At 44.7% G+C, this 26,670-nt stretch carries 22 protein-coding genes; 11 read left to right on the top strand and 11 right to left on the bottom strand.

The genetic code is table 11. The features are described from left to right. The coding region (locus tag A3739_RS27560) for a hypothetical protein (protein WP_156502906.1) at window positions 1-216 on the bottom strand (216 nt) is incomplete at its 3' end. Between the two features lie 82 nt (window positions 217-298). Here A3739_RS27560 and A3739_RS29030 point away from each other — a divergent pair. Continuing rightward, entirely contained in the window at window positions 299-457 is a 159-nt protein-coding gene (locus tag A3739_RS29030) for a DUF2986 domain-containing protein (protein WP_156502270.1), read from the top strand. Window positions 458-521: 64 nt separating this feature from the next. Here A3739_RS29030 and rraA read toward each other — a convergent pair whose 3' ends face one another. Together rraA and ppsA are read right to left on the bottom strand one after the other, a co-directional pair. After that, a complete protein-coding gene (gene rraA / locus A3739_RS27555; RefSeq protein ID WP_068477064.1) occupies window positions 522-1,019 on the bottom strand; it encodes a ribonuclease E activity regulator RraA in 498 nt (165 codons plus the stop codon). 21 nt (window positions 1,020-1,040) lie between these two features. Continuing rightward, window positions 1,041-3,404, bottom strand: coding sequence for a phosphoenolpyruvate synthase (gene ppsA, locus A3739_RS27550; protein ID WP_068477066.1), 2,364 nt, complete (start codon window positions 3,402-3,404; stop codon window positions 1,041-1,043). Window positions 3,405-3,622: 218 nt separating this feature from the next. On the opposite strand from ppsA, the gene A3739_RS27545 reads away from it, so the two are divergent. Further along, on the top strand, window positions 3,623-4,441 hold the full coding sequence (locus A3739_RS27545) for a pyruvate, water dikinase regulatory protein (RefSeq protein ID WP_068477068.1): 819 nt from the start codon (window positions 3,623-3,625) through the stop codon (window positions 4,439-4,441). A gap of 10 nt (window positions 4,442-4,451) precedes the next feature. Here the strand turns inward: A3739_RS27545 and A3739_RS27540 are convergent, their stop codons facing one another. The 5 genes from A3739_RS27540 to A3739_RS27520 all read right to left on the bottom strand — a co-directional run bounded on the left by A3739_RS27540 (window position 4,452) and on the right by A3739_RS27520 (window position 10,450). After that, window positions 4,452-5,687, bottom strand: a complete 1,236-nt coding sequence (locus A3739_RS27540) for an FAD-binding oxidoreductase (protein WP_068477070.1) — start codon at window positions 5,685-5,687, stop codon at window positions 4,452-4,454. A 2-nt stretch (window positions 5,688-5,689) separates the two neighbouring features. Next, window positions 5,690-7,396 carry a putative 2-aminoethylphosphonate ABC transporter permease subunit gene (locus tag A3739_RS27535; protein ID WP_068503523.1) on the bottom strand — a complete coding sequence of 569 codons (1,707 nt, stop codon included), beginning with the start codon at window positions 7,394-7,396 and terminating at the stop codon, window positions 5,690-5,692. Next, the gene (locus A3739_RS27530) at window positions 7,396-8,472 is read right to left on the bottom strand and encodes a putative 2-aminoethylphosphonate ABC transporter ATP-binding protein (protein ID WP_197472641.1); all 1,077 of its coding nucleotides are present in this window, start codon (window positions 8,470-8,472) and stop codon (window positions 7,396-7,398) included. The genes A3739_RS27535 and A3739_RS27530 overlap by 1 nt, the downstream gene beginning before the upstream one ends. 102 nt (window positions 8,473-8,574) lie before the next feature. Further along, window positions 8,575-9,600 carry a putative 2-aminoethylphosphonate ABC transporter substrate-binding protein gene (locus A3739_RS27525; RefSeq protein WP_068477075.1) on the bottom strand — a complete coding sequence of 342 codons (1,026 nt, stop codon included), beginning with the start codon at window positions 9,598-9,600 and terminating at the stop codon, window positions 8,575-8,577. 139 nt (window positions 9,601-9,739) lie between these two features. Beyond that, window positions 9,740-10,450: a UTRA domain-containing protein gene (locus A3739_RS27520; RefSeq protein ID WP_068477077.1), complete on the bottom strand. Its 711-nt coding sequence runs from the start codon at window positions 10,448-10,450 to the stop codon at window positions 9,740-9,742. 145 nt (window positions 10,451-10,595) lie between these two features. On the opposite strand from A3739_RS27520, the gene phnW reads away from it, so the two are divergent. From phnW to A3739_RS27500, 4 genes are read left to right on the top strand one after another with little or no spacing between them, the layout of a single operon-like run. After that, a complete protein-coding gene (phnW, locus tag A3739_RS27515; protein WP_231876728.1) occupies window positions 10,596-11,720 on the top strand; it encodes a 2-aminoethylphosphonate--pyruvate transaminase in 1,125 nt (374 codons plus the stop codon). A 15-nt stretch (window positions 11,721-11,735) separates the two neighbouring features. Next, window positions 11,736-12,551, top strand: a complete 816-nt coding sequence (phnX, locus tag A3739_RS27510; RefSeq protein ID WP_068477081.1) for a phosphonoacetaldehyde hydrolase — start codon at window positions 11,736-11,738, stop codon at window positions 12,549-12,551. Further along, window positions 12,548-13,102 (top strand): HD domain-containing protein, encoded by a 555-nt coding sequence (locus A3739_RS27505; protein WP_068477083.1) that lies wholly within the window; start codon window positions 12,548-12,550, stop codon window positions 13,100-13,102. Before phnX ends, A3739_RS27505 begins: the two co-directional genes overlap by 4 nt. Window position 13,103: 1 nt before the next feature. Beyond that, complete coding sequence (locus A3739_RS27500; RefSeq protein ID WP_068477085.1) at window positions 13,104-14,009, top strand: EamA family transporter; 906 nt, start codon at window positions 13,104-13,106, stop codon at window positions 14,007-14,009. 67 nt (window positions 14,010-14,076) lie between these two features. On the opposite strand, the gene A3739_RS27495 is transcribed toward A3739_RS27500, so the two are convergent. Further along, window positions 14,077-16,980: an insulinase family protein gene (locus A3739_RS27495; RefSeq protein ID WP_068477087.1), complete on the bottom strand. Its 2,904-nt coding sequence runs from the start codon at window positions 16,978-16,980 to the stop codon at window positions 14,077-14,079. Window positions 16,981-17,355: 375 nt separating this feature from the next. Between A3739_RS27495 and A3739_RS27490 the strand changes: the two genes are divergently transcribed. Both A3739_RS27490 and A3739_RS27485 read left to right on the top strand, forming a co-directional pair. Then, complete coding sequence (locus A3739_RS27490; protein ID WP_068477089.1) at window positions 17,356-18,600, top strand: PEGA domain-containing protein; 1,245 nt, start codon at window positions 17,356-17,358, stop codon at window positions 18,598-18,600. 77 nt (window positions 18,601-18,677) lie between these two features. Beyond that, a complete protein-coding gene (locus tag A3739_RS27485; RefSeq protein WP_068477091.1) occupies window positions 18,678-19,931 on the top strand; it encodes a response regulator in 1,254 nt (417 codons plus the stop codon). A 72-nt stretch (window positions 19,932-20,003) separates the two neighbouring features. Here the strand turns inward: A3739_RS27485 and A3739_RS27480 are convergent, their stop codons facing one another. Next, on the bottom strand, window positions 20,004-20,927 hold the full coding sequence (locus tag A3739_RS27480) for a hypothetical protein (protein WP_068477092.1): 924 nt from the start codon (window positions 20,925-20,927) through the stop codon (window positions 20,004-20,006). A gap of 171 nt (window positions 20,928-21,098) precedes the next feature. Next, a complete protein-coding gene (locus tag A3739_RS27475) occupies window positions 21,099-21,737 on the bottom strand; it encodes an NTP transferase domain-containing protein (RefSeq protein WP_068477094.1) in 639 nt (212 codons plus the stop codon). Window positions 21,738-21,832: 95 nt separating this feature from the next. On the opposite strand from A3739_RS27475, the gene A3739_RS27470 reads away from it, so the two are divergent. The 3 genes from A3739_RS27470 to A3739_RS27460 all read left to right on the top strand — a co-directional run. Next, window positions 21,833-23,980, top strand: coding sequence for a YgiQ family radical SAM protein (locus tag A3739_RS27470; protein ID WP_068477095.1), 2,148 nt, complete (start codon window positions 21,833-21,835; stop codon window positions 23,978-23,980). Between the two features lie 151 nt (window positions 23,981-24,131). After that, the gene (locus A3739_RS27465; RefSeq protein ID WP_068477096.1) at window positions 24,132-25,700 is read left to right on the top strand and encodes a SulP family inorganic anion transporter; all 1,569 of its coding nucleotides are present in this window, start codon (window positions 24,132-24,134) and stop codon (window positions 25,698-25,700) included. 288 nt (window positions 25,701-25,988) lie between these two features. Beyond that, window positions 25,989-26,670 (top strand): hypothetical protein (locus A3739_RS27460; protein ID WP_068503521.1); only part of this gene is annotated, 682 nt, incomplete at its 3' end.

The raw sequence follows: 26,670 nt of genomic DNA, 5'->3' as shown, positions 1-26,670 counted from the left end.
CGCAATAATTCCATCCCGAAGTTTTGTAACCTCTTTATTGGATAAGACCTCAGGAAATTCTTGATAGCCTTCCGCGACCAAAGTGCTTCGATTTAGCTCTAAATCAAAATACTTGGATTCAGGGATTACTTTGTTTTCAGTTCCAGAAATGCTTAAAGCAGGTAACATTTCTTTCCAAAACTTCTTTTTCTTATACTTGTCGTATTTATTACTCATCTTTATTTTCTGCTAGCTTCAGATAATTGATCTACTTTCTAAAGATACCACCCCTATTTATTAAAAACTTAAACAGAGCTCTATGAACAGACAAAAAAAAATCAAACAAATCAATAAAAAGCGAATGAAAAAAGAGGCGGCTAAACGTGCGCCTAAAAAGAAGTCGACCTATATTTCAAAAGCTAAACGCGCGGAATTAGAAGAACTTGAACAGTCTGGCACAGAGTCGGAACAAGAGTGACAATTTAGATCCAATAACAAAAAGCCCAGTCATTTGACTGGGCTTTTTTAGCGCAACCGAAGTTTTAAGCAGGCATGCTCAAAGGCTCTGGCGAGACAATCACGCCGTTGTTATCCGCATAAACGTAATGTCCTGGTTTGAATACAACGCCGCCGAATTTCACCTCAACATTTAGATCACCTAATCCACGCTTCTCTGTCTTACGAGGATTTGTACCAAGCGCTTGTACGCCTAATTGCGTTTGGCGAATCACGTCGACATCGCGAATGCAGCCGTAAATGATCAACCCAGACCAACCATTTGCAGCAGCTTTCTCTGCAAGCATATCGCCTAGCAATGCATTACGCTTTGAACCACCGCCATCAACGACCATAACTCGGCCTTCGCCTGGTAGGCCAACTTGCTCTTTCACTACCGAGTTATCTTCAAAACACTTTACAGTCACGATCTCGCCACCAAACGCATCGACCGCGCCAAAGTTGTGAAACATTGGTTCTACGACTTCAACTAAGTCTGGGTACTCGTCACATAAATCTGGGGTGATAATTTTTTCTTCACTCATATTCTTATTCCTTTTAACTACTTACTGCTCTTCTTCTGCAAGATAGAACCACGTATCAAGCACAGAGTCAGGGTTTAATGACACAGTATCGATACCTTCATTCATTAACCAGCGCGCGAAATCTGGGTGATCCGAAGGGCCCTGTCCGCAAATACCGACATATTTACCTGCTTTCTTACATGCTTGAATAGCATTACTCAACAAAGCTTTGATCGCTTCATTTCGCTCATCAAAAAGATGCGCGATGATGCCAGAGTCTCGGTCTAGACCGAGCGTCAATTGGGTTAAGTCATTCGAGCCGATAGAGAAACCATCAAAGTACTCTAAGAATTGCTCTGCCAAAATGGCATTCGCTGGCAATTCACACATCATGATTACACGAAGACCGTTCTCGCCACGCTTAAGACCTTGAGACTCAAGAAGTTCAACAACCTGCTTCGCTTCACCAACGGTTCGAACGAATGGCACCATCACTTCGACGTTATCCAGACCCATTTCTTCACGCACTCGTTTAAGCGCCTGACACTCCAAATAAAAACAGTCACGGAAAGTTTCAGAGATATAACGTGATGCGCCACGGAAACCGAGCATCGGATTTTCTTCATCTGGCTCGTATAAATTCCCACCGATCAAATTCGCGTATTCGTTTGACTTAAAGTCAGACAAACGAACGATCACTTTCTTCGGATAGAACGCAGCAGCCAAGGATGAAATACCCTCAACAAGCTTATCGACATAGAAATCAACAGGAGAGTTGTAAGCCGAGATGCGCTTGTCAACCGTTTCTTGGATTTCTAAAGGCAAGGCATCGTAATTCAACAATGCTTTAGGATGCACACCGATCATACGGTTGATGATAAATTCCAAGCGAGCCAAGCCAACACCTTCGTTTGGCAAGGCGCTAAAATCGAACGCTCGATCAGGGTTACCAACATTCATCATAATTTTGAATGGTAGGTCAGGCATTGATTCAATTGAGTTTTCACGCAATTCAAAATCAAGCAAGCCTTCATAAATAAAGCCTGTATCACCTTCGGCACATGAAACAGTTACTTTATCGCCCGACTTCAGTTTTTCTGTCGCATCGCCACAGCCCACTACAGCAGGTATACCAAGTTCACGGGCAATAATTGCAGCGTGGCAAGTACGACCACCGCGATTTGTGACAATCGCAGAAGCACGCTTCATAACTGGTTCCCAATCAGGGTCCGTCATGTCAGTAACCAATACATCACCTTCTTGGACCTGATCCATGTCTGCTAAAACATCCACAACACGAACTGGCCCGCTACCGATTTTCTGACCAATACTTCGACCTTCGACGAGCACATTACCCGTCTCTTTCATCAGATAACGTTCTAGTACTGCACTGCTAGATCGGCTTTTAACGGTTTCAGGTCGCGCTTGAACAATATAAATCAAGCCGTCGTCACCATCTTTCGCCCACTCAATATCCATTGGTCGGCCATAGTGCTTTTCAATAATTAGCGCTTGTTGCGTTAACTCGTTAATGTCTTGATCAGTAATAGAGAATTTAAAACGGTCTGCTTTATCTACTTTGACAGTTTCAACAAGCTCATCACCGCTTGTCGCATAAATCATTTTCTGAGCTTTGCTGCCGAGGTTACGACGCAAAATTGCTGGCCGCCCTGCTTCGAAAGTTGGCTTATGCACATAAAATTCATCAGGGTTTACCGCGCCTTGAACAACCATTTCCCCAAGACCGTAAGAGGACGTGATAAATACGGCATCACGGAAACCAGATTCCGTATCAAGCGTAAACATAACACCGCTTGAGGCCGTCTCACTACGCACCATTTTTTGAATGCCTGCAGATAGCGCCACATCAATATGCGCAAACCCTTGGTGTACACGATACGAAATCGCACGGTCGTTGAACAAAGATGCAAATACTTCTTTTACCGCATGTTTGACTGCATCAATACCCTGCACGTTCAAAAAAGTTTCTTGCTGGCCTGCGAACGAGGCTTCTGGCAAATCTTCTGCTGTTGCTGATGAACGAACGGCTACAGCCATTTCATCATTGCCAGATTGAAGCTCAGCAAATGCTTTGTCGAGCTCATCTTCTAATTGCTTTGGAAACGGCGTATCCATCACCCAAGATCGGATTTCAGCACCAACTTCAGCAAGCTTATTTACATCATCAACATCTAGTGCATCTAGAGTCTTATGAATGCGATCAGCAAGGCCATCATTTGCTAAAAATTCGTTAAACGCATACGCGGTTGTGGCAAAACCGCCCGGCACTCGAACACCTGCGCCGCTAAGGTTTGCGATCATTTCCCCTAAAGAGGCGTTCTTTCCACCAACACGTTCGACATCATTCATCCCTAAGTGATCGAACCAAACAATATATTCTTGCAAGACGAAGCTCCTATTAACCGTAAGTCGCCAAAAACAATAAACGCCAGAGACAGGGAGTTCGCGTACGATTAGACGCGACTTCAAACTCTCTATTCTTAGAATGCTAGATTTTCAAAGGTGCGCATCATACCACTTTATGCTAGCTTAATTCAGCATCAGAAAGGCCTAAATAACGGGCAATCTAAATATCTATTTCTCTTTACGCGGTACCGAAGAATATGAGTAACAAACGAACTGCATTTTTCATCTCTGATGGCACTGGAATTACCAGTGAAGCACTTGGAGTGAGCCTACTAAAACGCTTCGATCAAATTGAGTTTGAAAAGGACACACTACCTTACGTAGACACCATCGAAAAAGCAGAAGAAGTTGTAGAACGCATTAATGCGAGAGCAGAAATAGATGGCGCGAGACCAATCGTTTTCGACACACTTGTCGATGACGATATTCGTAAAATAATCGCTAGCAGTAACGCATTAAAAATCGATGTATTTGGAGCATTCTTGGGCCCATTAACCGACGAGCTTAATGCCAAACCTAGTGAAGAAGTGGGACGCGCGAGAATTGGCGAAAGTTCTGGATACGAAGATCGTATGGAGGCAATCAACTATGCACTTCATAACGACGACGGAGCAAGAACCAAGCACTATGATGAAGCAGACGTTATCTTAATTGGTGTATCACGCAGCGGCAAAACACCAACATGCTTGTATCTTGCGATGCAGTACGGGATTCGTGCAGCAAACTACCCGATTACTGAGGAAGACATCGAAGATCAAAAACTCCCTGCAACACTCAAAAACTATCGCGAGAAACTGTTTGGGCTCACGATCGACCCAGAGCGTCTGTCTCTCATCCGCCACGAACGAAAACCAAACTCACGTTACGCAACGATGAAACAATGCAATTACGAAGTAGAAGAAGTAGAACTCATGTATCGACGAGAGCGCCTGCCAAGCATGAATACTACCGATTATTCCGTTGAAGAAATCGCGACGCGTATTATGGTGCAGTGCAATTTACAAAGACGCTGCTAACCCGCTCTACTTACGCTTTTCGTGACCGTGCCGCGGCGCATTGATATTGAAAAGTAGGATCAAAAGGCATGGCGTCAGGCATTCTGTCTGGCGCGTATGCACTGATATCCAAATAGGGCGTTAATCCGCACGCAAGTTCACTCAATACTCTCCCAAAGCCTGCACTCATCGCGATACCTGAACCGCAACATCCTGTTCCAACATAAAGGTTAGGAATGGACTCAACCGAACCAAGAACAAACTGCCCGTCGAGCGTGTAACTAGATACTCCCGCTGTGTAGTGTTTAATCCCGGCATTCAACAGACTCGGAACAAAGGGCTCAAGCGCTAAAAAAGCCTCCTCTAAATCGCGTTCACCTTCGCTCTTATCGAACTGATACCCAAACAGATCAATCGGAAGCTCCTCAGGGCTACCATAAATCATCGAGCTATCACGATAACCAAATAAAAGATCATTACCATCGGGCCTGGTGTAACAAGAGGCGTCTGGAATCACTGTAATAGGACTAAAACGATCAAGAGATGAAATACCATCAACCATCCAATATTGGCTACGAACTGGCGCCATCGGTAACATCACATCAACATGTGATAAAAATTTAGTGCTCCATGGGCCTGCACATAAAACGACAGAGTCAGCATAAATACATCCACCATCACTAAACTTCACCCCTGTTAAACAGCCTTGTCCATCTATCATCAAAGAATGTGCAAAACGTTCAACTACTAGTCGGGCGCCATGACTCACCGCATCAGTTAAATAAGCATTGCCAAGCGAATACGCATCAACATAACCGTCTTGTTCATCTAAACAAACAGCCGCCTCCTTAGAGACGTTTAACCAAGGACAAATCTTTTTAAGTTGCTGGGGGCGAAGAAACGCACTCTCTCTACCTGCGTCGTGAGCGCTATCATGAGCCCTCATGGCGCTTGCATCAGCAGCTGGTGTTCCACCAACATGCACGCAGCCCGTTTGCATAAAGCCAGTACTATCTGGCTTATCTTGTTCGAAAGATAAAATCTTATGGTACGTCTCGTCCATCATGGCTTGCCGTGTGCTATCCGCCCGATGACGAATCAACACCGATGCAGCTTGCGCGGTGGTTCCGCGCATAGGCAATTGCGCATCAACAATCGCCACTTTTTTATTCATTCTTGAAAGATAAGAGGCTGTCGACGCGCCCAGTATGCCGGCACCAATAACGAGCACATCGACAACATTTGAGTTAACTTTACCAAGCGCCATTTCTATACTGCTCTATTGCGCCATGGTTGCAGGTAACGCGAGATCAGCTCAGTGACGAGCCAATGCAGTAAACGTGCGCTAGCGCATGCGGCCATAATCAAAACCGCCATTGCAGCGGCCGGTGCAAGATCACCCGCATCATCCATATTTAGTACAGAAATCGAAGCGAGAATCGTGTTTGGCGAATACAAGAAAACAACGGCTGATACAGTAGTCATCGCATTAATAAACATGTAGGAAAACACATCTACAATGGTCAACAAACACAGTGGCGTACTGACGTTTATAAAGCGCTTAAACCAACCTGCCTTCATCGACTCAGCTGCTTCGTCAAAAGACTTATCTAGCTGCTTCAACGCAGTTAAAAACGTTAGATGACTCACGGTATAAAAGTGCGCAACAGTACAAAGAACTAATATCGTCATTGTTCCATACACACTGTTCAAAGGATTGTTAGGCTGATTAAAAAAGAAGATGTATGCTAAACCCAGCACCATGCCAGGAACAGCCATTGGCAAAATTGCGAGCGCATGAACAATTCGCTTCAAGAAGACATTCTGCGCAGCTCGCTCATTAAAGTATGCGACAAACCAAATCAATAGAGTGCCGAATAAAGCTGTCCAAGCTGCCATCTGCAAAGAGTTACCAAACGAGGCCCAGCCTCCGCCATCCATCAAATCAAACTGATAATTGTTCAGAGAAAATGACAAATTATAAGGCCAATAAGTCACGAAAGACGCATAAATCGCGGTACCAACTACGAGCAGCATCGATGCCAGAATAGGCAGACACACCAAAAGACCGAGTAAATCACGCGATAGCTTTTTAGAGGGCAAATAAGGCTTGCTGCTAGATGTTACGGTGACTTTTTGCTTCGATTCGACATAACGCTGAGCAACAAAGGTGATTAATACAGGCGCCAATAACACGAGACTCACCACCGCTCCCATTTGAAAATTCTGTTGCCCGATAACTTGCTTGTAAATGTCAGTGGCGAGCACGTTATATTGACCACCAATCACTTTGGGAACACCAAAGTCAGTAATCATAAGAGTAAATGAAACAAGTGCAGCGCTAATCAGTCCGTAACGAGCATTCGGCAGCGTAACCGTCATAAAGGTTCGAAAAGCACTCGTTTTCAAAGCATTTGCTGATTCATATAAGCGCGCATCGTTCTGGCGTAGAGCGGTATAAAGAATCATGAACGCGTGCGGAAAAATCCAAAATACACTCCCCATCACTATTCCAATAGGGCCGTATATCTCGGCACCGAACAACCATTCTCGCAAAAAACCTTGCTTACCAAAGATATAAATCAACGCGATAGCTGGCAGTAAAGAAGGCGCTAACAGCGGCAACATCGCTAAAAATCTAAACAGCCCTTTTGCAGGAATGCGAGAGTGCGTTAGTACATAGGCGTAAAGAAATGCGCAGACCACGACAATTAAAGTCACGACCAAAGATATAAACAAGGAGTTAGATAAAGACTGCTGTAAACCCTGCGAACCAAAATACGTTAAAAAGTTATCCAGACCAACAAAGTGTCCATCACTATCCTCAACACTTTTACTCAGTAAAGAAAACAAAGGGAGCAAAATTGCGACACTCAATGCCCCAATAACACCCAACTGAACAAACAAGCGGATAGTTCGATCCGTTTCAGATAAACCGTTAAACCAAGAACGAAGATTTAAAGTTAAGGTAGTCACTAAGCCGTCTCCGCATCTTGAGAAAACACATGCAGCGCTTCTTTCGGCAAGGCAACTTTATGCTGTGCGCCTAAACTCAAGTCAAAAAATTGCAGCTTGGTAGATGGCAAATCTATTTCGAGACTCTTACCCCAAGCATCACATACCAATTGAATAGAAACGAATCGGCCGAAATACTCAATTGCCTCGACGCGAGCTGAGACAACGACGCCTTTCTCACTCGCAAGACCGAACTCTACATCACCCTCTAACACCAAATGCTCTGGACGAATTGCGAGAGAAGCACTTGTCGAATGAAGATCTAAATGGGTCTGCAAGTCTTTCGTCGCCTGACTTTCACGCTCAGCTTCAAGCGAGAAAATATTCATCGACCCAACGAAGTCTGCAACGAATTCTGATGCCGGTTTGCGATACACCAAATTAGGCGAAGCACATTGTTCAATTCTGCCTTGATTCATCACAACCACTTTATCGGCCATACTCAGGGCCTCTTCTTGGTCGTGCGTCACCATAATAGTGGTAATGCCTAAGCGTTTTTGTAACTGTTTTAACTCAGATCGCAACCTTGTGCGCACTTTTGCATCAAGTGCTGACAATGGCTCATCCAGTAACAGTAAACTCGGTTTCAGCGCTAAAGCACGCGCTAAAGCAACACGCTGTTGCTGACCACCAGACAGCTGTTGAGGATATTTATCGACGTGCTCATGAAGATCCATCAAGGCAACAAGTTCAGTAACGCGCGCCCGTCGCTCGGCTTTCTTGACCTTTGCATTCTTCAAACCATATTCAATGTTTTCCGACACGTTCAGGTTCGGGAATAAAGCATAACTTTGGAACACAATCCCAAAGTCACGCTGACTTACTGGCAACCGAGAAATATCGATTCCATTTTGAATAATTGTCCCCTCATCCTGCAATTCGAGGCCCGCAATCATTCTAAGCAGCGTCGTTTTTCCGCAGCCTGATGGCCCGAGAAAACAAATAAATTCTCCTCTTTCAATTTCAAATGACACATGATCGACAGCATTGAAATTTCCGAATGACTTAGAAAGTTGATTTACGCTTAAAAAACTCATAATGAGACTCGCAGACAATGGATGGGTAGAACTCAAAAAAGCGGTGCCCAAAGGCACCGCGCAACAACAGCTACGTCGGAGTCGTGGCTGGTTGGGAAAGCCTTACTTCGGATCAGATTTTCCGTCGTAACGGCTAGCCCACGTAGACAAAATGTCTTTACGGTTCTTAGCAGCCCAACCAAAATCGTTATCTATGATGAGTTCTTCAGCATTTTCTGGGAAATGCTCAACTGGTTTTGCAATACCTGGTATTGCAACAATTGCATAACCAACGTTATACATACGCATTGCATCTTCAGAGACTGCAAAGTCCATAAGCTTTTTCGCAGCGTCTAGCTTGTCAGTACCTTTAACAATCGCTGCCGCTTCTACGTCCCAGCCTAAACCTTCTGAAGGAAAGACCACTTCAACTGGTGCGCCTTTTGTTTTTTCTTTTGCGCCACGAAATGCAAATGAAATACCAATAGGCGTTTCACCAGCGGCGGCCAATTTACAAGGCTTTGAACCAGAGTGGGTATAACGTGAAATGTTTTCGTGAAGCGCATCCATGTATTCCCAACCTTTGTCCTCTCCGAACATTTGTAGCCAGCTTGATACATCTAAGAAGCCAGTACCTGAAGAGTTTGGATTAGGCATAATGACATGGCCTTTATAGACAGGCTTGGTCAAATCTTCCCACGAGCTTGGCATAGGCAAACCCGCTTTCTGTGCTTCAACGGTATTCACACATAAGCCAGCCATCCATGCATCTAGGCCTACCCATTGCGTTTCTGCGCTATTATCACGGAACTTCGGCGATAGTTTTTCAAAACCAACAGGCTTATAGGTTTCTAGCATTTGCTCATCTTTAAGAATAAGCAGTGATGTGCCCGCTAAACCCCAAACAACGTCTGCTTGCGGATTTTCTTTTTCAGCAAGCAACTTAGCAGTAACGATGCCTGTGGAGTCGCGTACCCAATTGACTTTGATATCAGGATTCTTGTTTTCGAATTCTGCCTTATAACGCTTCAGATCTTCTGCTTCAAACGCTGTATATACAGTTAATTCTGTTGCAGCCATTCCAAGACCACTAAGGGCCATCAATGCTGCACCTGCAACACACTTCTTCATTGTCTTCATCATAGCCATTGGCTTGTTCCTCTAAGTTATTGGTATAGACCAGGTGAGAAACATTTAAGTATCCAAATGTGACAATACAGTGAACTTGTTATGACAATTTTATGACCTCGCGTCAGTGGCAGAAGAACAAAGAATTAAACTCAACGAATTAGTTGTTAATATCAAAATTGATTGAAATGGCGTCATGACGCCATAGCTCATGATCAAATTCGAAGATCTCGCCATGCTGATTGCGATACTTGCGCTGAAACTTTAATGACGATACACCCATTGGTGCAGATAAGGCTTGAGCAACGTCATTTGGAAGTATCGATACCGAAATTTCAAAGTCTGCTTTTTGCACAGTCATTCCATACTCGCTGCGCAATAACGCATGCAGAGAACCTTCTAAATCAAACCTATCTAAGTTTGGTAGCAGGTCTGCCCGCAATAGCATTTGCTCATATAAAACGGGCCGTCCATTTAGGCTACGTAAGCGGTTCACTTGATATACAGGCTTACCAACAGCAATTTGCATTTCCGAAGCTATATAGCGGTCCGCTACGGTCAACTTAATCGAAAGGAGTTGGGTACTCGGTTGAAAACCCTGTTGCCTTGCATAATCGACAAAACTAACTCGTCCATGAACACTTGGGTCATAACGCAATTTAGGTGGGGATATAAACCAACCACGTCGGTTCTCCCGATAAATCAAGCCTTCTGTTTCTAGCAACTTCAAAGCCTCTCGGATTGTTACCCGCGTTGTTGAATGTTGCTCACTCAAGTATCGCTCAGAGGGTAGTTTCATCTCGCCTTCCCCTCTCCATCTCATGATATTTTCCGTCAGAGTCTCTTTTATTGCGTTCGCTAATGTACCCATGATTCTTTTATCTATCAGACCTCAACTGTCTGATCTCCGTATATTTCACTTTTATGAATTTTGCAGGTAAAGCGTTGACCCTTACCTAAAGGTGCACATAGTATCTCGCTCAACTGGTATATACCAATAATTTTGAGATTTACTTATGACGACCAAAATGGATGCACCGATAAACCCTTATTTACTTCTTACTCCTGGCCCTCTATCAACAAGCATCGGAGTGAGAAATGCCATGTTACGCGATTGGTGTACTTGGGATGATGACTACAAACAACTTGTTCAAGGCGTCAGACAGCGCTTGGTAAAACTTGCAACTAGTGAGGAATACCAAGACGAATACACTGCTGTGTTGATGCAAGGTAGCGGCTCAGCCTCTGTCGAAGCAACACTTGGTTCAGTCATACCCGCATCAGGACATTTAGTCATACTCGCTAATGGTGCCTATGGACAACGCATGGCAACCATGGCTTCGATCCTGAACATTCCTTTTAGTCTGATCGATTACGGAGAAACATCTCCTGTCGACCCCGCCAAACTACAACAGGTGTTAAAGGAGCTTTCCGGGGACATCTATGTCGCAATGGTTCATTGCGAAACAACGACGGGAATGCTCAACCCCATTGAGCCCATCAGTCATGTCTGCAAAGAAAACAACTGCACCTTCATTGTCGACGCTATGAGTTCTTTCGGCGGCATTCCTCTTGATCTGGCTGAGTTAAATATCGACTTTTTAATCAGTAGCGCCAACAAATGTATTCAAGGCGTCCCTGGCTTTGGGTTTGTGCTCGCAAAGCATTCCTCTATTGCCAAATGTGAAGGCCTAGCGCGCTCACACAGCTTAGATTTATTTGATCAATGGCAAGCGATGGAGAAAGACCCTGGCAAGTGGCGTTTTACATCACCAACTCATGTTGTACGCGCATTTGAGCAAGCTCTTATCGAATTAGAACAAGAAGGCGGTGTTGAAGCGCGCTATCAACGCTACTTGAAAAATAGAGATACCCTTATCGCCGGCATCGAAAAGCTTGGCTTCACAACCTTACTACAAGGTGATTTACGCTCACCATTTATTAGTACGTTTTTAAACCCGCAGTATGAAAGTTATCGCTTCAATACCTTTTATGACGGATTAAAAAAACGCGGTTTCGTTATTTACCCCGGAAAAGTAAGCCAAGCAGATTGCTTCCGAATCGGCACGATTGGCCACGTATTTCCTGAAGATATTCAAAGACTTATTCAAGCAGTTTCTGAAGAACGCTATTGGCTATAAACACGCGAGATATTTATGAACAACACAAATAACACTGTTCAAGCCGCCATTTTTGATTGGGCAGGCACCACTGTTGATTTCGGTTCTGTCGCACCGATAGAAGCGTTCAAAGCTTTATTCGAACATGAAGACATTACGGTTAGCGATGCTGACTGTCGCGCTCCAATGGGCACAGAGAAGAGCGAGCACATTCGACAAATGCTCGCCATGCCAAAGATTGCACAGCAGTGGGAGACTCTTTATCAAAGAAGCCCATCTGAAAAAGATGTACAACGCTTATACCATGAGTTTCTACCACTGCAATTAGAGACAATCCAAGAGTTTAGTCAGGTCATCCCGGGCTGTTTAGATACGATGGCCTACCTTAAGGACAAAAAGATCAAAATCGGCTCGAATACTGGTTACAACGAAGAGATGTACGCCTTAGTTGCAAAAACAGCCGAGCAACAAGGTTTCACTACCCAGTCGAATGTATGCGCTACACAAGTTAGCAAGGGGCGTCCTTACCCATATATGGCGCAAGCAGTCATGGAAGAGCTCGGTATACTTGACGCGGCGACTTGTATAAAAGTTGATGACACTGAAACGGGACTAGAGGAAGGCCGCCATGCTGGCATGTGGACAGTTGGTGTATCCATTTCAGGCAACGCCCTTGGACTGCGACAAGCGCAGTGGGAAGCGCTCAATCAGGAAGAACAGTCAAACCTAAGACAAGGTGCCGAAGAAAAACTCGCCAAAGTAAACCCGCACTACATTATCGATAGCGTCGCCGAGCTCCCAAATGTGATCGAGCGTATCAATGCACGCCTTATGAGGGGAGAGCGCCCATGAGCGAGGCAATCGCGTTAAAAAGCATCGACGAGCTATTTAGTTTATTCGAACAATATGGCAACGAGCACTATGGCGAAGGTGTCTCGCAAAGCCTACATATGCGCCAATGCGCAACACTAGCAGAACAAGAGGATGCAGGTGATGCTCTGATTGCGGCAGCCTTGTTGCACGATATTGGCCACTTTCACGCCTATGAACATAACGCAAATTACGAACAAGACTTTCACCACGAGCGGGTCGGCGTAACCATGCTTGATACGTTGTTTCCGAAACAGATCACAGACCCGATTCGATTGCACGTAGCCGCTAAGCGTTATTTGTGCGCAAAAGATGACGGTTATCTAAATAGCTTAAGTGAGGCTTCAAAACAAAGTCTTGCTGTGCAAGGAGGACCGATGACTGAAAAACAAATGCGTTCGTTCGAACAATCTAACAGCTTCAGCAATGCCATCGCATTGCGCCGTTACGATGATGAAGGCAAAAAAATCGATCAAGGTGCGGCACCGCTCAGCTACTTTCGTCCTTTATTAGAGAGACTGATTAAAAACTGATATGACCTACATTGCTGTTGTTTTGGTGCTTGCTTCTGCTTTTTGTCACGCCTTATGGAATGTCATAAGCAAGCAGCAAACACCGTCTCTCTCGTTCTTCGCGTTGGTAAGCGCTGCGGCAACCCTAATACTAAGCCCAATCGTATTGCTTAAATTCAAAAGTGTTGTTTTTGTTATTCAGCATTACCCGATAGAAATTGCACTCACGGGAATATGCCAGGCGCTTTATTTCGTTGGACTAGCGGGCGCATACCGACACGGTAATTTTTCAGTGTCTTATCCTCTAGCAAGGGCGTTACCGGTAATCTTCACACCACTCGCTGCCTTTCTACTGTTCGAATTGAAATTCAGCTTTATACAAAGCCTTTGCGCATTAGGAATTTTACTGGGCTGCATCGCGATAAGCTGGCCTCGTAAAACAGAGTATAACGAGCATCTCAGCTCGAGCTTATTACATGCCCTACTCGCTGCTATCGGAACAACAGGCTACACGCTTATTGACCAAACGGTATTAAATTCTCTCGCTAGCCAATCTCAATTTAATGAGAGTGAGAGCGTCAAAGCATTGATATACATGTGGTGTCTTTCGGCATCGTCAATGATTGCCATGTGCACAATACTCTTCGTATCTAAATCTGGAAGAGACGCGTGGCGCGATGTTGTGTCGAATAAAAAGAAGATCAGTGCCATGACAGCATTCATCATGACACTCACATACTCTTTGGTTTTGATCGCTATGCATGCGACTGAAAACGTGTCTTATCTTGTTGCTCTGAGGCAATCAAGCATCGTCATTGGGGTGATATTTGGTGTAGTTTTTTTAAAAGAGAACTTTGGGAAACTGCGCTGTCTTGGGCTCGCATTGATCATGAGCGGAATCTATTTAATGATTCCAATAGATGGGTAATTTAATCAGAAAAAATGGTTGAGAGAGTCTTAGAATACAGACCTTTCTCAACCATTTAACCGCTTGCCTATAGCTCTTGAATCTCCACGCCTAAATCACGCAATGCTTCTTCATTCGCCGAGTTAGAAACAACAGCAACACTCGCATTCTCATCTTGGAGATATGTACTAGCTACATGCTTCAAATCATCCAAGCTTACTTTAAGTACGGCTTGTCGGAATTGATCTCGCTTCGCTTGTGTTCTTCCAAACAGCTCACTATGGAAATCCCCTTTTGCTTCACCTGCAGGAGAACGAGGTTTATCTATTTGCGAAACAACACCTAATACCGCCTGTTCAAGCTGCTCAGGATCATGCTCTTCATTCAACATCCACTGAATAGATGCATCAAAATCAGACAAGGTCTCGCTCAAGCGAGGGTCTCTGTAGGAGAAAAAGCGGAATGATGCACTTGCACTATCTTGGCTAGCACCGCCACCATACGCACCACCTTGCTCACGAATAGCACGATGCAAGAAACCATTTCTCAAGAAACCACCTAACACACTCAAAGCCGGTGCATCCTCATGCTCAACCGGTACTGTAGCAAATGCTTTCGCACAGAAATTAACTTGTGTATTGGTAATCCAAGCTTGCTTATTTGCTTGACGTATTGATGGCAAACTAAAGCTTTCTGCGTTCGCCGACTCACTTAAAGCTTCTGCCTGTATTAAGCCTTTCGAAGTCTCGAGAGCTTCCGCTTCACCAACAACCAAGTACTGTCTTGGCATCGCAATAACTTTATTATGAAGCTCAGATAGTTGATCTGCTAACTGTTGCGATGCGGACTCTTCATTCAAAGAAGTATCCAGCGCTTTCAGTGATTTAATGCCTTGCAATCCACCTAGACGATAAGCCAGATTAGCTGCCGGACTCATACCGCTAGAAGCCGCACCCATTGCTAAGCTATGGCCGTTATTTACAACAGATTGTTCGCGACGCGCGCGCATCTGAGAGACTAGTTCTCGCATGCGAGAGGTCTCATCAAAACGAACATTGTTTATGTAATCATGTAAGAGACGATTCAAGGTTTGCGCATTTCGACGTAAAGCCTTACCACTGAAAACAAGCACTCCTTTAACGTCTTGCTCATCAGCACCTCCACCTTTCACACTAGAAAATGCATGAATACCACCTGTTGCAGCTGACTGCTGATTCTGCATTTCCAAATAACTCTGATCAGCAACACCTAATTCCGTGACGATAGCTGTGTAGATCGGAAGCAATTGCTGCTCTTGTTCAGACAAGGCAGGCAAGTCGAAAATGACTTGCTGGTAAATAAGACCATTCGTGCCTTGCTCATATTGCGTCAGCTTAGACGCACCCCCTACAATCGTACCTTGTGGCCTGTAAAGCTCACTCGGAACATCTTCGATACCAACTTTAGGCAAGATAGATTCATCGTCTTTCGCTTCTTGTCGAGCTTTGAGCGCTTTCGCTTTGCTCTCAACATTTTCTAACTCTTCAGGGCTCATTGCTGACTTTTTCGCAGCGAGCTCATCTTCAACCAGACTCGCACGAACAGCATCAAAGCCTTGATTTGGTTTCATTACCAAAGTCACGCGATGCGCGTTATTAAGCAGCAGTCTCTTCACTCGTGACTGGATATAATCAGGATCTTTAATCTGTTCGCGTAGGCGCTCTAAAACAGGATCTAAATCAAGTAGTGCGACCGGATCCCCGCCATGCAACATCGGCGACAACCCTGCCAAAATCAACTGCAGACCATATGGGTAGCTATCACCAGAGATCTCTCGCTGACTCAGTTCTAACTGATGAAGAACAGCCTCTAGTCGCTCTTGCGGAACACCGTTCTGTGCCACATCTTCGAGAACAGAAATCACAAGCTTTTCGAACTCTGCGACGCGCTCCGGCTCGCTTCCCTCAATGCCACAAGCAAACAACATTTCTTTATTAGAGTCTTCAAGTCCACACAACGGTGATGGTGCCTGCCCTAGTTCAGTTTGCTCGAGTGCTTTCTGCAATGGCGCTGCAGAGTTCTCGAACAACACGTTCGACAACAAGTGCGCTTCAAGATTGCTTTCTAAATCAAAGCTGTGATCGAGCAACCAAGACATCACGATGTGTGTTTTATTTTCAATACCATCGTTTTCATCAATTGGGTAATTTTCAACGACAGTGAGCGGCGCACAATAGCGTTTTTCGTCAGTCACAATAGCTAGATCATTTGAACGCTCAAAACGCGATAAGACATTGTTGTGGAATGTCTCTTGATGCTCTTCGGCTGTGATATCACCGAAGGTCATAAATACCGCATTACTCGGATGATAATGCTTGCGATAGAAAGCTTTCAGCTGATCATAAGTGAGGTCGGTAATATGTTCGGGATCACCACCACTGTTGTAATGGTAAGTCGAAGTTGGAAACACATAACGAGTGAGTGTCTGCCAAAGTTGGCTCACCGGCGAACTCATTGCGCCTTTCATCTCGTTATACACAACACCTTTATAGACCAATGGCGAATCTGCGTTACCTTCCTCTTCAAATTCTACGCGATGCCCTTCTTGAAGAAAGTCCATCTCGTCCAAGCGCGAGAAAAAGACCGCATCTAGATACACATCTAAGAGGTTATTAAAGTCTTTTTTGTTCTTACTCGCGAAAGGATAAGCCGTCCAATCACTGCTAGTAAAGGCATTCATGAAGGTGTTCAGAGAGCGGCGAATCATCATAAAAAATGGATCGCGTACCGGATATTTTTCGCTACCACACAATGCAGTGTGCTCAAGGATATGCGCCACACCTGTATTGTCAGTCGGAACAGTCTTTAGTCCTACCAAGAAAACATTCTCATCGTTCTCTGAAGCAAAGTGTAAATGTCGTGCTCCGGTGCCTTTGTGCACGTACTCTTCAGCATCTACGGCGAGAGATTCAATACGTTGTTTTCTTACAAATTCAAATTGCGGGTGGCTCATTGATCATTAACACCTTATGGTTGGCCAGACTGAACTGTTGATTGAATTAAGCTATGAAGATTAACACTGTGACAAGCAAGTGTTTATCTTGCAAGAGACAGAGACTTATTAGCACTCGTTTATAGTGACATTTTTTCGAACTTCAACTCCAAGCTTATACGTACCACTCAAAAACAATGGTTTTGTGACAAAACAAGCAAAACCCCGCAGTTAACAAGCAAAATCAATACTTTATGTCTAGACTCCAATTAATGTGAGGAGTACAAAGACCTACTCATTTTTGTTGGCCAAACCAAAGCAATGCATTAGACGTAGCCAAACACAAACGTAGTCTCGAGTTAGTCGAGTGTGTAAACGCTAAAACAGGACCCATTCATGGTCGATATTAGACCTTTATTGTTCATCAATTTTTTACTCGCCCTTCTCTTAGCAAGCGCAGGTATCGTTCATTTACACGACACTAATGCTGCGAGCACTTCTGAAGTACCACAAGTTGCTGAAGAATTAGTCGAACCAGAACTTGAGTCAGAAAAACCAGAACCAGAAAGCTCGGTTGAAACTGATGAGAACATCGTAGTTAGTGATTCCGATGACGCTCCAATCTTCGCTGATCAAGTTCCATCAACAGCTTCTATGCAGACACCTAAAACAGCGCCGCCTGTAGCAACACCTGCAACACCAGTTGCGATTAGCGGAAAACTCACCGTACGCTCCAATGTGTATGGAGATACCGTACTCATCAACGGCAAGCCATACGGGTCTAGCGCACTTGAAGTTGAGTTATCACCAGGCACTTACACAGTTGAAGTGACCAAAGGCGGTTTCCAAAACTGGCGTCAAGAAATATACATCGCAAAAAATAGCGATCAGACCATCGTCGCAGAACTCCAGCAGTACACGACCGTTAACTACCGAAACGGTGTTTGGGAGCACGGTGTACAAACTGGTGAGGGCCGCTACCAAGACGGCGCGCGCATCGACTACCAAGGTTCATTCGTCAATGGACAGTTTCATGGTTATGGCTCCGCGCGCTATGGCGATGGTTCACGCTATCAAGGTGAATGGTTTGAAGGCGAAAGAAAGGGACAAGGCACATTCGTCAGCAGCAATGGCGACACTTATGTTGGACAGTTCTCTGGTGACAAATTTAACGGGGATGGCACACAAACCAAAGCCAATGGCGACATCTATACAGGTTATTGGATCGACGGCGAGTTAAGTGGCCAAGGCTCTCTAACCACCCGAGACGGTTTACTTTATGTTGGTGGTTTTAGTGACAACCTATTCCACGGCAATGGCACCCTTACTTACCCAGATGGCGGCACATACGAAGGTTCTTTCTCTAACGGTTTGTTCCACGGCAAAGGGGTTGAAGTGTATGCCAGTGGCAAGAAATACGAAGGGCAATTTATTGAAGGCTTGTATCACGGCAAGGGTGAAATACTAAACCCTAACGGAAGCAAAATAAGCGGTACATTTAAAGATGGAGAACCTTTTGGAAAAGTAACGCTCACCACTGAAGAAGGTGAAGTGTTTACGGCACGTTCTTCAGAACCTGGTGTGTGTTATCGTCCGAAAAGCTACCGTGCAACGCAATGCCCTAAATTAGACGGCTGGTAATCGACACACGATCCGCCAAAACGCATTTATTTTACTGTTGAAATCGAGCTTTGCTCGGCAGATATAAGAGGTTAAGCATGACAATCAAGAGCGCTTTAATCGTTGATGATTCCAAAGTGGCAAGATTCGCTCTGCGCAAGTTATTGGAAAAACTAAATTTAGAAGTGAGCATGGCAGGCTCAGGCGAAGAAGCAATTGAGATTGTTGAAGGTGGTTCTGTTCCCGACGTTATATTCATGGATCAGCTCATGCCCGGCATGAACGGGGTTGATGCTGCCAAGCAAATACGAGCCATGTCGAACGCGAGTCATGTTCCTGTCATCATGTGTACCTCTAAAAAATCTGATGAGTTTTCTGAAGAAGTGATTAAAAACGGTATTTACGATGTGCTCACTAAGCCTGCTGAGCCGCACCGTGTTTCTGATCTTATTAGCCAACTCGAAGAAGACATGGCTAATGCCGCTGCGGTAAGTGCTATAGAAGAAACCAGCACTGAACTTGATGAGCTAAGCATTAGCGACAGCGAGCTTGATGTTGATATTGAAGAGATTGATCTTGAAGGCGCTGAACTTAATGAAGTTGAAACAAGCGATTTACTAGGTGAAGAGCTTGCGGTCGACGAACTCCCTGAACCTGAAAACACCCTTGCTGAGGATTCCTCTTCAGAAATCCTAGAGCCTCAAGAAGTAAATATCGAAAGCGAAGCGCCTTCTGTAGTATCTAAAGTCTCGGTCTCACAAGCAGCGGCACCTGAACTGTCTGAAGATGCAGTGATTGAAGCAGCTCGCACCGCAGTACGCAGCAGTATCAATAATCGCCTACACGACTTGTTGGCAGGTTTATTTGACGACCAACACGAGCACTTTAAGCATCTCGTTAACGAAACAAGCCAAGAACAAAAAGCTTTACTCGAAAAAGTAATGGCTGAGCATGAGCAAAGCATTAAAGAAAAGACTGATGCAATCAAAGGTGAGATAGCGACGGAAGTTAGCATGTTCATTAGCAATCAGCTGAAAGAACTTAAGTCTGATATCGTCAAACAAATCGATACCCAAGCAGCGCTAGCGCCTGACTTTGACGAACTGAAAGAACAATTGCAGAGCGCACAGCAAATCGACACGGAGTTTTGGCAAAAGATGCAAGCTGACGCGATTCAGCAAGCACATGAGATGTCCCGTCACACAGCTGAAGACATTGCCGAGCAAGCGATCGACACCTTTATCCGACGCCATAAAAAAGAAAGTGCCAAATACTATGGTTACGCTGTAGCGGTCAGTATTGGGGTATTTGCAGTCGGTCTAGCAGCGATTAGCGGCTTGATTCCAATGTAATCGCGGATTACTTTTTCAGAGTAAAAAGTAATCTCGGGCCTTTTACTCTGAAACTTCATTCATTTGAAACGACTACTCAGCAACTGCCCAATTCCCAGCATCGTCCTGACACACATCCCGCACCAAGCTCTCTTCTTCTCCGTCCGCCACAATCACCATGCTCAAACTAACGCACTTCCCTTCAGAGCCTTGATAGCGCTTCAAGACATCAACATGACCATAATTTCCGGTGGCGTCATTAGACCACGTTTTCCGACTCAAGCTTTGATCTGACAACAGTACTTTTATAGATTCTGTTACCAAATGCGTATCTTCTTGAGTGATATTTACATCACCTTTAAAACGATCAAACAATCTCTCTTCTGCGCTGGCTAGAAAATCAAACGGCGTAGTAATAATGCCTTTTAAAACCCCTTTCACTGCGCCCTTTCCGGCCTCTTCTGAGATATCCTTGGCTGTCGCAACCACTTTTTCAACTCGTGAGAGATAGCTAGGAATCTCAGCACGTGTTTTTTCAACCTGGTCTAATACTTCAGGAACCAAAGGAGCAATTTCCTTAACGGTTTGATTAGTCTGGTTCACGGTAGCGACCGCATTGTATGCGGTTTTGAGAACAAGCGGTAATTGAGCACTCACCTCTTGAATCCGAGTATCAATCGCATCGACCCGAGACAGTACATCCGGCAAGGTCGCTCGTATAGTTTCTACCTCGGTCATTATCTCAGGCACTAACTCACGATAAGCTTTAGCTTCTTCCAACACATTTGGAATAGAAGCATTCACTTTATTCACTGTTGCTAGAACATCAGGGATCTGAGAGGTAATCGGTTCAACAGTCTGACTGCTTTTATCAAGTTGCTCGAGAATTTCTGGCACCTGATCTACAACACGAATTAATGCATAACTGAAATACGCTAATGCACCAGCTAAGGCGACGAGAGACAATGAAAAAAAGATGCTTCTAGAAGAGCTTGAAGGAGCTGGATGATCAGACATAGAATATTGTTCTTTTATTAAGGTAGGTTCTAATTAATACACGCATATCACTATAGCTTGCAAACGAAGAATGAATGACGCGCCCAAATATAATCTACTGATCAATCATAATAGATCTTGTACACCGTAATACTAACTATGCGTCTTCCTTACAGCATACTCGCAATGCGCTCAGACCACGGGCCTATCGAGATTTGCTAAGTCTGCAGGCGTATCAACATCTTGTTGAACACCCCCTACTTTGCCAACTTTTACATCGTGTTCGCCAAGAAATTTCTTCGGCCGTCTACCTCCGCTCTCATACCACCGCATGAAGTCATTCATTGATTGCTTTGGGAAGTATACTGGTGGACCAATCGAATCAGGATAGGCCGAGGCATACATGCAGTTTTTCTGAATAGCATTGAGCAAGAAACGCACTAAATCAGAATCATTCAATACCGGCTGATCAAGCAACAAAATGAGCGTGCCCTGCTGGGTTTGATTAAGTAAGCTCTTCCGAGATAAACAATGCGAAAGTCCCGCATAAATACTTGCTGCCATGCCTTCTTTCCAGTTCTCACATACGACCACATCGGTCCATTTCTGAGCATCGACAGCAGAATATATTTTTTCTCTGTTCGCTCCTAAAACCAGATAAGACTTAGACTCGTACCCTGACTCGTGAAGTCGTTGTGCTAAGGTCTCCACTCGTCTCTCTGCGAGCTGCAAGAGTGTATCACCTTGAAGTTCTGCCAATTGCTTAGGTGAACCAAAACGAGACGCCTCACCAGCGGCAAGGACAAAGAAGTTTGTGAGGAAAGCAGCCATTGATTATTTTTTGATCTATTTTAACACTTCAAACACTTGGTCAAATCCATGAGTAGATATAGAATGCGCGTCTCTAACAGCAGTACCTAACCAATATGAAAGCAGACAAACACTTATTTTCTTACCCAAAATATTGGGCCGAGTGCTACGGCATCGCGCCATTCTTACCTATGTCTCGTGCCGAAATGGACGAATTAGGTTGGGATAGCTGCGATATTATTATTGTCTGTGGCGACGCATATGTCGATCACCCAAGTTTTGGTATGGCTGTTATTGGTCGTTTGCTAGAGTCGCAAGGTTTCCGTGTCGGTATTATTGCGCAGCCAGATTGGACATCAAAAGATGCTTTCCAAGAGCTCGGCAAACCCAATCTCTTCTTTGCCGTATCAGCGGGCAATATGGATTCGATGATCAATCGCTACACCGCTGATTTAAAGATCCGACATGATGACGCCTATACCCCAGATAACGTTGGCGGTAAGCGTCCCGACAGAGCAGTAACCGTATATAGCCAGCGTTGTAAAGAAGCCTATAAAGGCGTTCCTGTAATTATTGGCGGTATCGAAGCGAGCCTTCGTCGCACAGCCCAATACGATTATTGGTCAAACAAAGTACGTCGTTCAGTACTGCTAGATTCAAAAGCCGATATCCTCTTGTACGGTAATGCAGAACGTGCGGTAGCAGAAATTGCACACCGTATCTCTCGCGGCGAAACACCGAAAGAAATGACCAACATCCGTGGCACAGCAATTATCGTGAATGAACTGCCAAATGACTGGACAGGCAAAGACTCGTCTCGCTTAGATAAGCCCGGAAAAATTGACCCAATACAAAGTCCTTATATTGATACCAGCGCAAATGGTAAAGGCGAAAATTGTGAAAATGGCGCAAAAGAAATCGAGCCTGAAGACGATACTCATGTATTACGCTTTTGGCCGATTGCAGGAAAGGACAAAGAATATATCTTGCTTCCGTCGTATGAAAAAGTTAGTAGAGACCCAGTTCTATATGCTCACGCCGCGCGGGTCATCCACATTGAGACGAACCCAGCAAACGCACATACCTTGGTTCAAAAACATGGCGAACGCTATGTTTGGGTGAATCCACCACCAATTCCTCTAGAGACAGAAGAATTGGACATGGTGTTTGAACAGAACTTCCAGCGCGTTCCTCACCCGAGCTATGGCGATGCACGTATCCCAGCTTATGAAATGATTCGCTTCTCAGTGAACATTATGCGCGGTTGCTTTGGTGGCTGCTCGTTTTGTTCCATCACAGAACACGAAGGCCGAGTCATTCAAAGCCGTTCAGAAGATTCCGTAATTCGCGAGATCGAAAACATTCGGGATAAAACCCCTGGGTTTACAGGCATCATTTCAGATTTGGGTGGACCCACTGCCAATATGTACCACCTGAACTGTAAGTCGGATGAAATCCATGCCAAGTGCCACCGACTATCATGTGTCTATCCTGGTATCTGTAAAAATCTCAAAACGGATCAGTCGGCAACCACCAACCTCTATCGTCGTGCGCGAGCGGTACCTGGTGTAAAACGCATCTTTGTCGCCTCAGGTCTGCGTTACGATCTAGCCGTTGAAGATCCTGAATATGTAAAAGAATTAGTAACACACCATGTTGGCGGTTATTTAAAAATCGCGCCAGAGCATACAGAAGATGGTCCTCTCTCTAAAATGATGAAACCTGGTATGGGCACTTATCATCGATTTAAAGAGATGTTCGATAAGTTTTCTAAAGAAGCGGGTAAAGAACAGTTCTTAATCCCGTACTTTATTGCGGCTCATCCTGGGACACGTGATGAGGACATGATGAATCTTGCGTTATGGCTGAAAGCAAACGGTTTCCGCGCAGACCAAGTTCAAAACTTCTACCCGTCTCCGATGGCAAACGCCACGGCGATGTACCACACGAAGAAAGACCCTTTGCATCGTATTGATTATAAAAGCGATACCATGCCTGTACCCAAAGGTGCGATACAGCGACGTTTACATAAAGCATTCTTGCGCTATCACGATCCAAACAACTGGCCACTATTGCGAGAAGCGCTCAAGAACATGGGCAAAGCCCATCTAATAGGTTACGGTAAAAAGCATCTTGTGCCACCGACGCAGCCCAAAAGCGAAACCCGAAATGCGAAGCTAAAGAAAACTAGTGCGACTTCTAAAATGCGCAAAGGCCGCTTCCACACACAGCATACTGGTTTGCCGCCGCGTAAACATAAATAAAGACTTAACATTGGGGTCAGAGTACTTTTACTCTGACCCCAGTATTTCGAATGTTAATCAGCGATGTAAGACAGGTCGATTTGTAATCGACTCAGGCTAACTCTATAATCCGCGCCCTCTCGCCCTCCATACAAGTATTAATGAGATCCGCATGTTTGAACTATCGGCTAATCGCCAACTTAGCGTAAAAAACGACCTACTTTCAGGTCTTACCGTAGCCCTAGCACTCGTACCTGAAGCAGTTGCATTCGCATTCGTTGCAGGCGTTGAACCTCTTGTAGGTCTCTATGCTGCATTTATGGTTGGCTTAATCACATCAGTGATCGGCGGACGCCCAGGCATGATCTCTGGTGCAACAGGTGCTTTAGCCGTCGTGATGGTTTCACTTGTCGCTGCGCATGGTGTCGAATATCTCTTCGCCACAGTTGTACTCATGGGCATACTCCAAATTGCGGCAGGTATTTTCAAGCTCGGTAAGTTTATTCGCATGGTGCCACACCCAGTTATGCTGGGCTTTGTAAATGGTTTAGCGATTGTTATTTTCCTTGCTCAGCTGGGCCAATTTGGCCAACAAGGCGCTGAACAGGGCTGGCTATCCGGTACAGCATTAGAAGGAAGCATTATCGACATCGCGTGGATGGAAGGCTCTGCGCTCTACAACATGCTTGGTCTTGTCGTCTTAACGATGGCCATTATTCACTTCTTACCAAAGTTGACTAAAGCTATTCCATCGTCACTTGCCGCGATCATCGTTGTATCGCTCATTGTTATCTTTGGCGGTATTGATACACGCGTTGTAGGTGACGTGGCCTCAATTGCTGGAGGCTTCCCAAGCTTCTCGATCCCATCTGTTCCTTTCACATGGGAAACCTTAACGATTATCTTCCCTTACGCCCTAGTACTAGCTACGATCGGTTTGATTGAATCTTTGTTAACCTTAAGTCTGATCGACGAAATCACTCAAACGCATGGCAAAGGAAATCAAGAATGTGTCGGCCAAGGTGTCGCCAATACCGTAACGGGCTTCTTCGGCGGTATGGGCGGTTGCGCGATGATCGGTCAAAGTATGATTAACGTTAACTCGGGTGGCCGCGGTCGCTTGTCGGGAATCTCTGCTGCACTATTTTTACTATGCTTTATTTTGTTTACATCAAGCCTAATTGAACAGATTCCAGTAGCAGCATTGGTTGGCGTCATGTTCATTGTTGTAATTGGCACCTTCGAATGGTCAAGCTTCCGTATTATCCGTAAAGTTCCGCGTGCCGATGCTTTTGTATTAATCCTTGTATCAAGCGTCACCGTGGTTACCGATTTAGCCGTAGCGGTTGTAGTAGGTGTGATCGTGTCAGCACTCGTATTTGCATGGCAACATGCTAAGCATGTTAGTGTCAACAAATCTGAAACTAAAGAAGGCAGCAGTCTATACGAAGTAGATGGCCCCTTATTCTTTGGTTCAACTTCAAACTTCCTTGAGCAGTTTGATGTGGCAAGTGATAAAGATGATATCATTGTCGACTTTGCCCGTTCTCGTGTAGCCGATCATAGTGGACTTGAAGCAATTGACACGCTCGCTGAGCGTTATCTAAATGCCGGAAAGACCCTTCACATCCGCCACCTGAGTCCAGAGTGTCGATTGCTCTTAGAAAAAGCTGGCAATCTTGTTGAAGTCAACGTTATTGAAGATCCTAACTATCACGTTGCATCCGACAAATTAGACTAAGTTTTCGCGTAGAGACTCACACCGCTACGCACTATATTTGCGCGCAAGGCATATGCTTTGCGCACGCTCTGAATTCCCCCTCACTGAATCCTCCGTGCCTTCCCTCCCTGCTAATACTTCATAACGCAGTAAAATTCGACAAACTTTAAGAACAAATCTAGTATTTAACCTCAATGCACACCGCTGCCATTATCGGTACGGTTAATGCTTAATTTCTTGCAGCGTCATAATTTTGTAATTACGTATTCCTACTATTTACGCAACTTCATCAGTGGAGCAAAAATAAACATGAGCACTAAAGATAAGTTAGGTATCGACAAAGTTGTTAACCGTATTAACAAAGAGTTCGAATCTACCACCAAACAATTCGACAAACTCGTCAGCGAAGCCTTCAAGCAAATTGATTCGTTACAAGCACAAGTACATGAACCAATGAAAAAGCTGATGGAAGACATCCAAAAAGTCAGTGATCGCGAAATTTCCCGTGCTCAGAAAGAATTAGATAAACGCATCAAGGAATTCAACTCACTACAAGACCAACTGAAAGAAAAGCTAGGCGTTGAAAAGAAAAAAGCTGAGTCAACGATTTCTAAAGCAAAATCGACGGTTGAAAGCAAAGTAAAAACAGTAGAAAAGAAAGTTAAAACAGCCGCGAGAAAAGCCCCTGTTAAAAAAGCTCCCGCTAAAAAGACTGTTGCTAAAAAAGCAGCGACCGTGAAGAAGGCAGTAGAAAAAGACGTAAAAACTGCGAAGAAAGCCGTTGAGAAAGAAATTGAAACTGCGAAGAAAGCCGTTGAGAAAGAAATTAAAACCGCTAAGCAAGCAGTCGAGAAAGAAGTTAAAACGGTCAAGAAAGCCGTTACTAAAAAAGCTGCGCCAGCAAAAGCGGCGGCTAAGAAAGCTGCTGATAATTTAAGTAAGCTACCGGGCGTTGGACCAGCGACCGCGAAGAAACTTGCAGAGGCTGGAA

This window comes from Oleiphilus sp. HI0067 (assembly GCF_001635735.1).
This window is presented reverse-complemented; position numbering and strand designations above follow the sequence as displayed.

What these genes read in the sequence shown, in the direction of transcription:
- A3739_RS27525 (WP_068477075.1), bottom strand. Translation starts at nt 9,600, where the DNA reads ATGGCTATGATGAAGACAATGAAGAAGTGTGTTGCAGGTGCAGCATTG.
- A3739_RS27520 (WP_068477077.1), bottom strand. Translation starts at nt 10,450, where the DNA reads ATGGGTACATTAGCGAACGCAATAAAAGAGACTCTGACGGAAAATATC.
- A3739_RS27540 (WP_068477070.1), bottom strand. Translation starts at nt 5,687, where the DNA reads ATGGCGCTTGGTAAAGTTAACTCAAATGTTGTCGATGTGCTCGTTATT.
- A3739_RS29030 (WP_156502270.1), top strand. Translation starts at nt 299, where the DNA reads ATGAACAGACAAAAAAAAATCAAACAAATCAATAAAAAGCGAATGAAA.
- A3739_RS27495 (WP_068477087.1), bottom strand. Translation starts at nt 16,980, where the DNA reads ATGAGCCACCCGCAATTTGAATTTGTAAGAAAACAACGTATTGAATCT.
- A3739_RS27500 (WP_068477085.1), top strand. Translation starts at nt 13,104, where the DNA reads ATGACCTACATTGCTGTTGTTTTGGTGCTTGCTTCTGCTTTTTGTCAC.
- A3739_RS27475 (WP_068477094.1), bottom strand. Translation starts at nt 21,737, where the DNA reads ATGGCTGCTTTCCTCACAAACTTCTTTGTCCTTGCCGCTGGTGAGGCG.
- A3739_RS27485 (WP_068477091.1), top strand. Translation starts at nt 18,678, where the DNA reads ATGACAATCAAGAGCGCTTTAATCGTTGATGATTCCAAAGTGGCAAGA.
- A3739_RS27470 (WP_068477095.1), top strand. Translation starts at nt 21,833, where the DNA reads ATGAAAGCAGACAAACACTTATTTTCTTACCCAAAATATTGGGCCGAG.
- A3739_RS27480 (WP_068477092.1), bottom strand. Translation starts at nt 20,927, where the DNA reads ATGTCTGATCATCCAGCTCCTTCAAGCTCTTCTAGAAGCATCTTTTTT.
- A3739_RS27530 (WP_197472641.1), bottom strand. Translation starts at nt 8,472, where the DNA reads ATGAGTTTTTTAAGCGTAAATCAACTTTCTAAGTCATTCGGAAATTTC.
- phnW (WP_231876728.1), top strand. Translation starts at nt 10,596, where the DNA reads ATGACGACCAAAATGGATGCACCGATAAACCCTTATTTACTTCTTACT.
- phnX (WP_068477081.1), top strand. Translation starts at nt 11,736, where the DNA reads ATGAACAACACAAATAACACTGTTCAAGCCGCCATTTTTGATTGGGCA.
- A3739_RS27545 (WP_068477068.1), top strand. Translation starts at nt 3,623, where the DNA reads ATGAGTAACAAACGAACTGCATTTTTCATCTCTGATGGCACTGGAATT.
- A3739_RS27490 (WP_068477089.1), top strand. Translation starts at nt 17,356, where the DNA reads ATGGTCGATATTAGACCTTTATTGTTCATCAATTTTTTACTCGCCCTT.
- rraA (WP_068477064.1), bottom strand. Translation starts at nt 1,019, where the DNA reads ATGAGTGAAGAAAAAATTATCACCCCAGATTTATGTGACGAGTACCCA.
- A3739_RS27505 (WP_068477083.1), top strand. Translation starts at nt 12,548, where the DNA reads ATGAGCGAGGCAATCGCGTTAAAAAGCATCGACGAGCTATTTAGTTTA.
- A3739_RS27465 (WP_068477096.1), top strand. Translation starts at nt 24,132, where the DNA reads ATGTTTGAACTATCGGCTAATCGCCAACTTAGCGTAAAAAACGACCTA.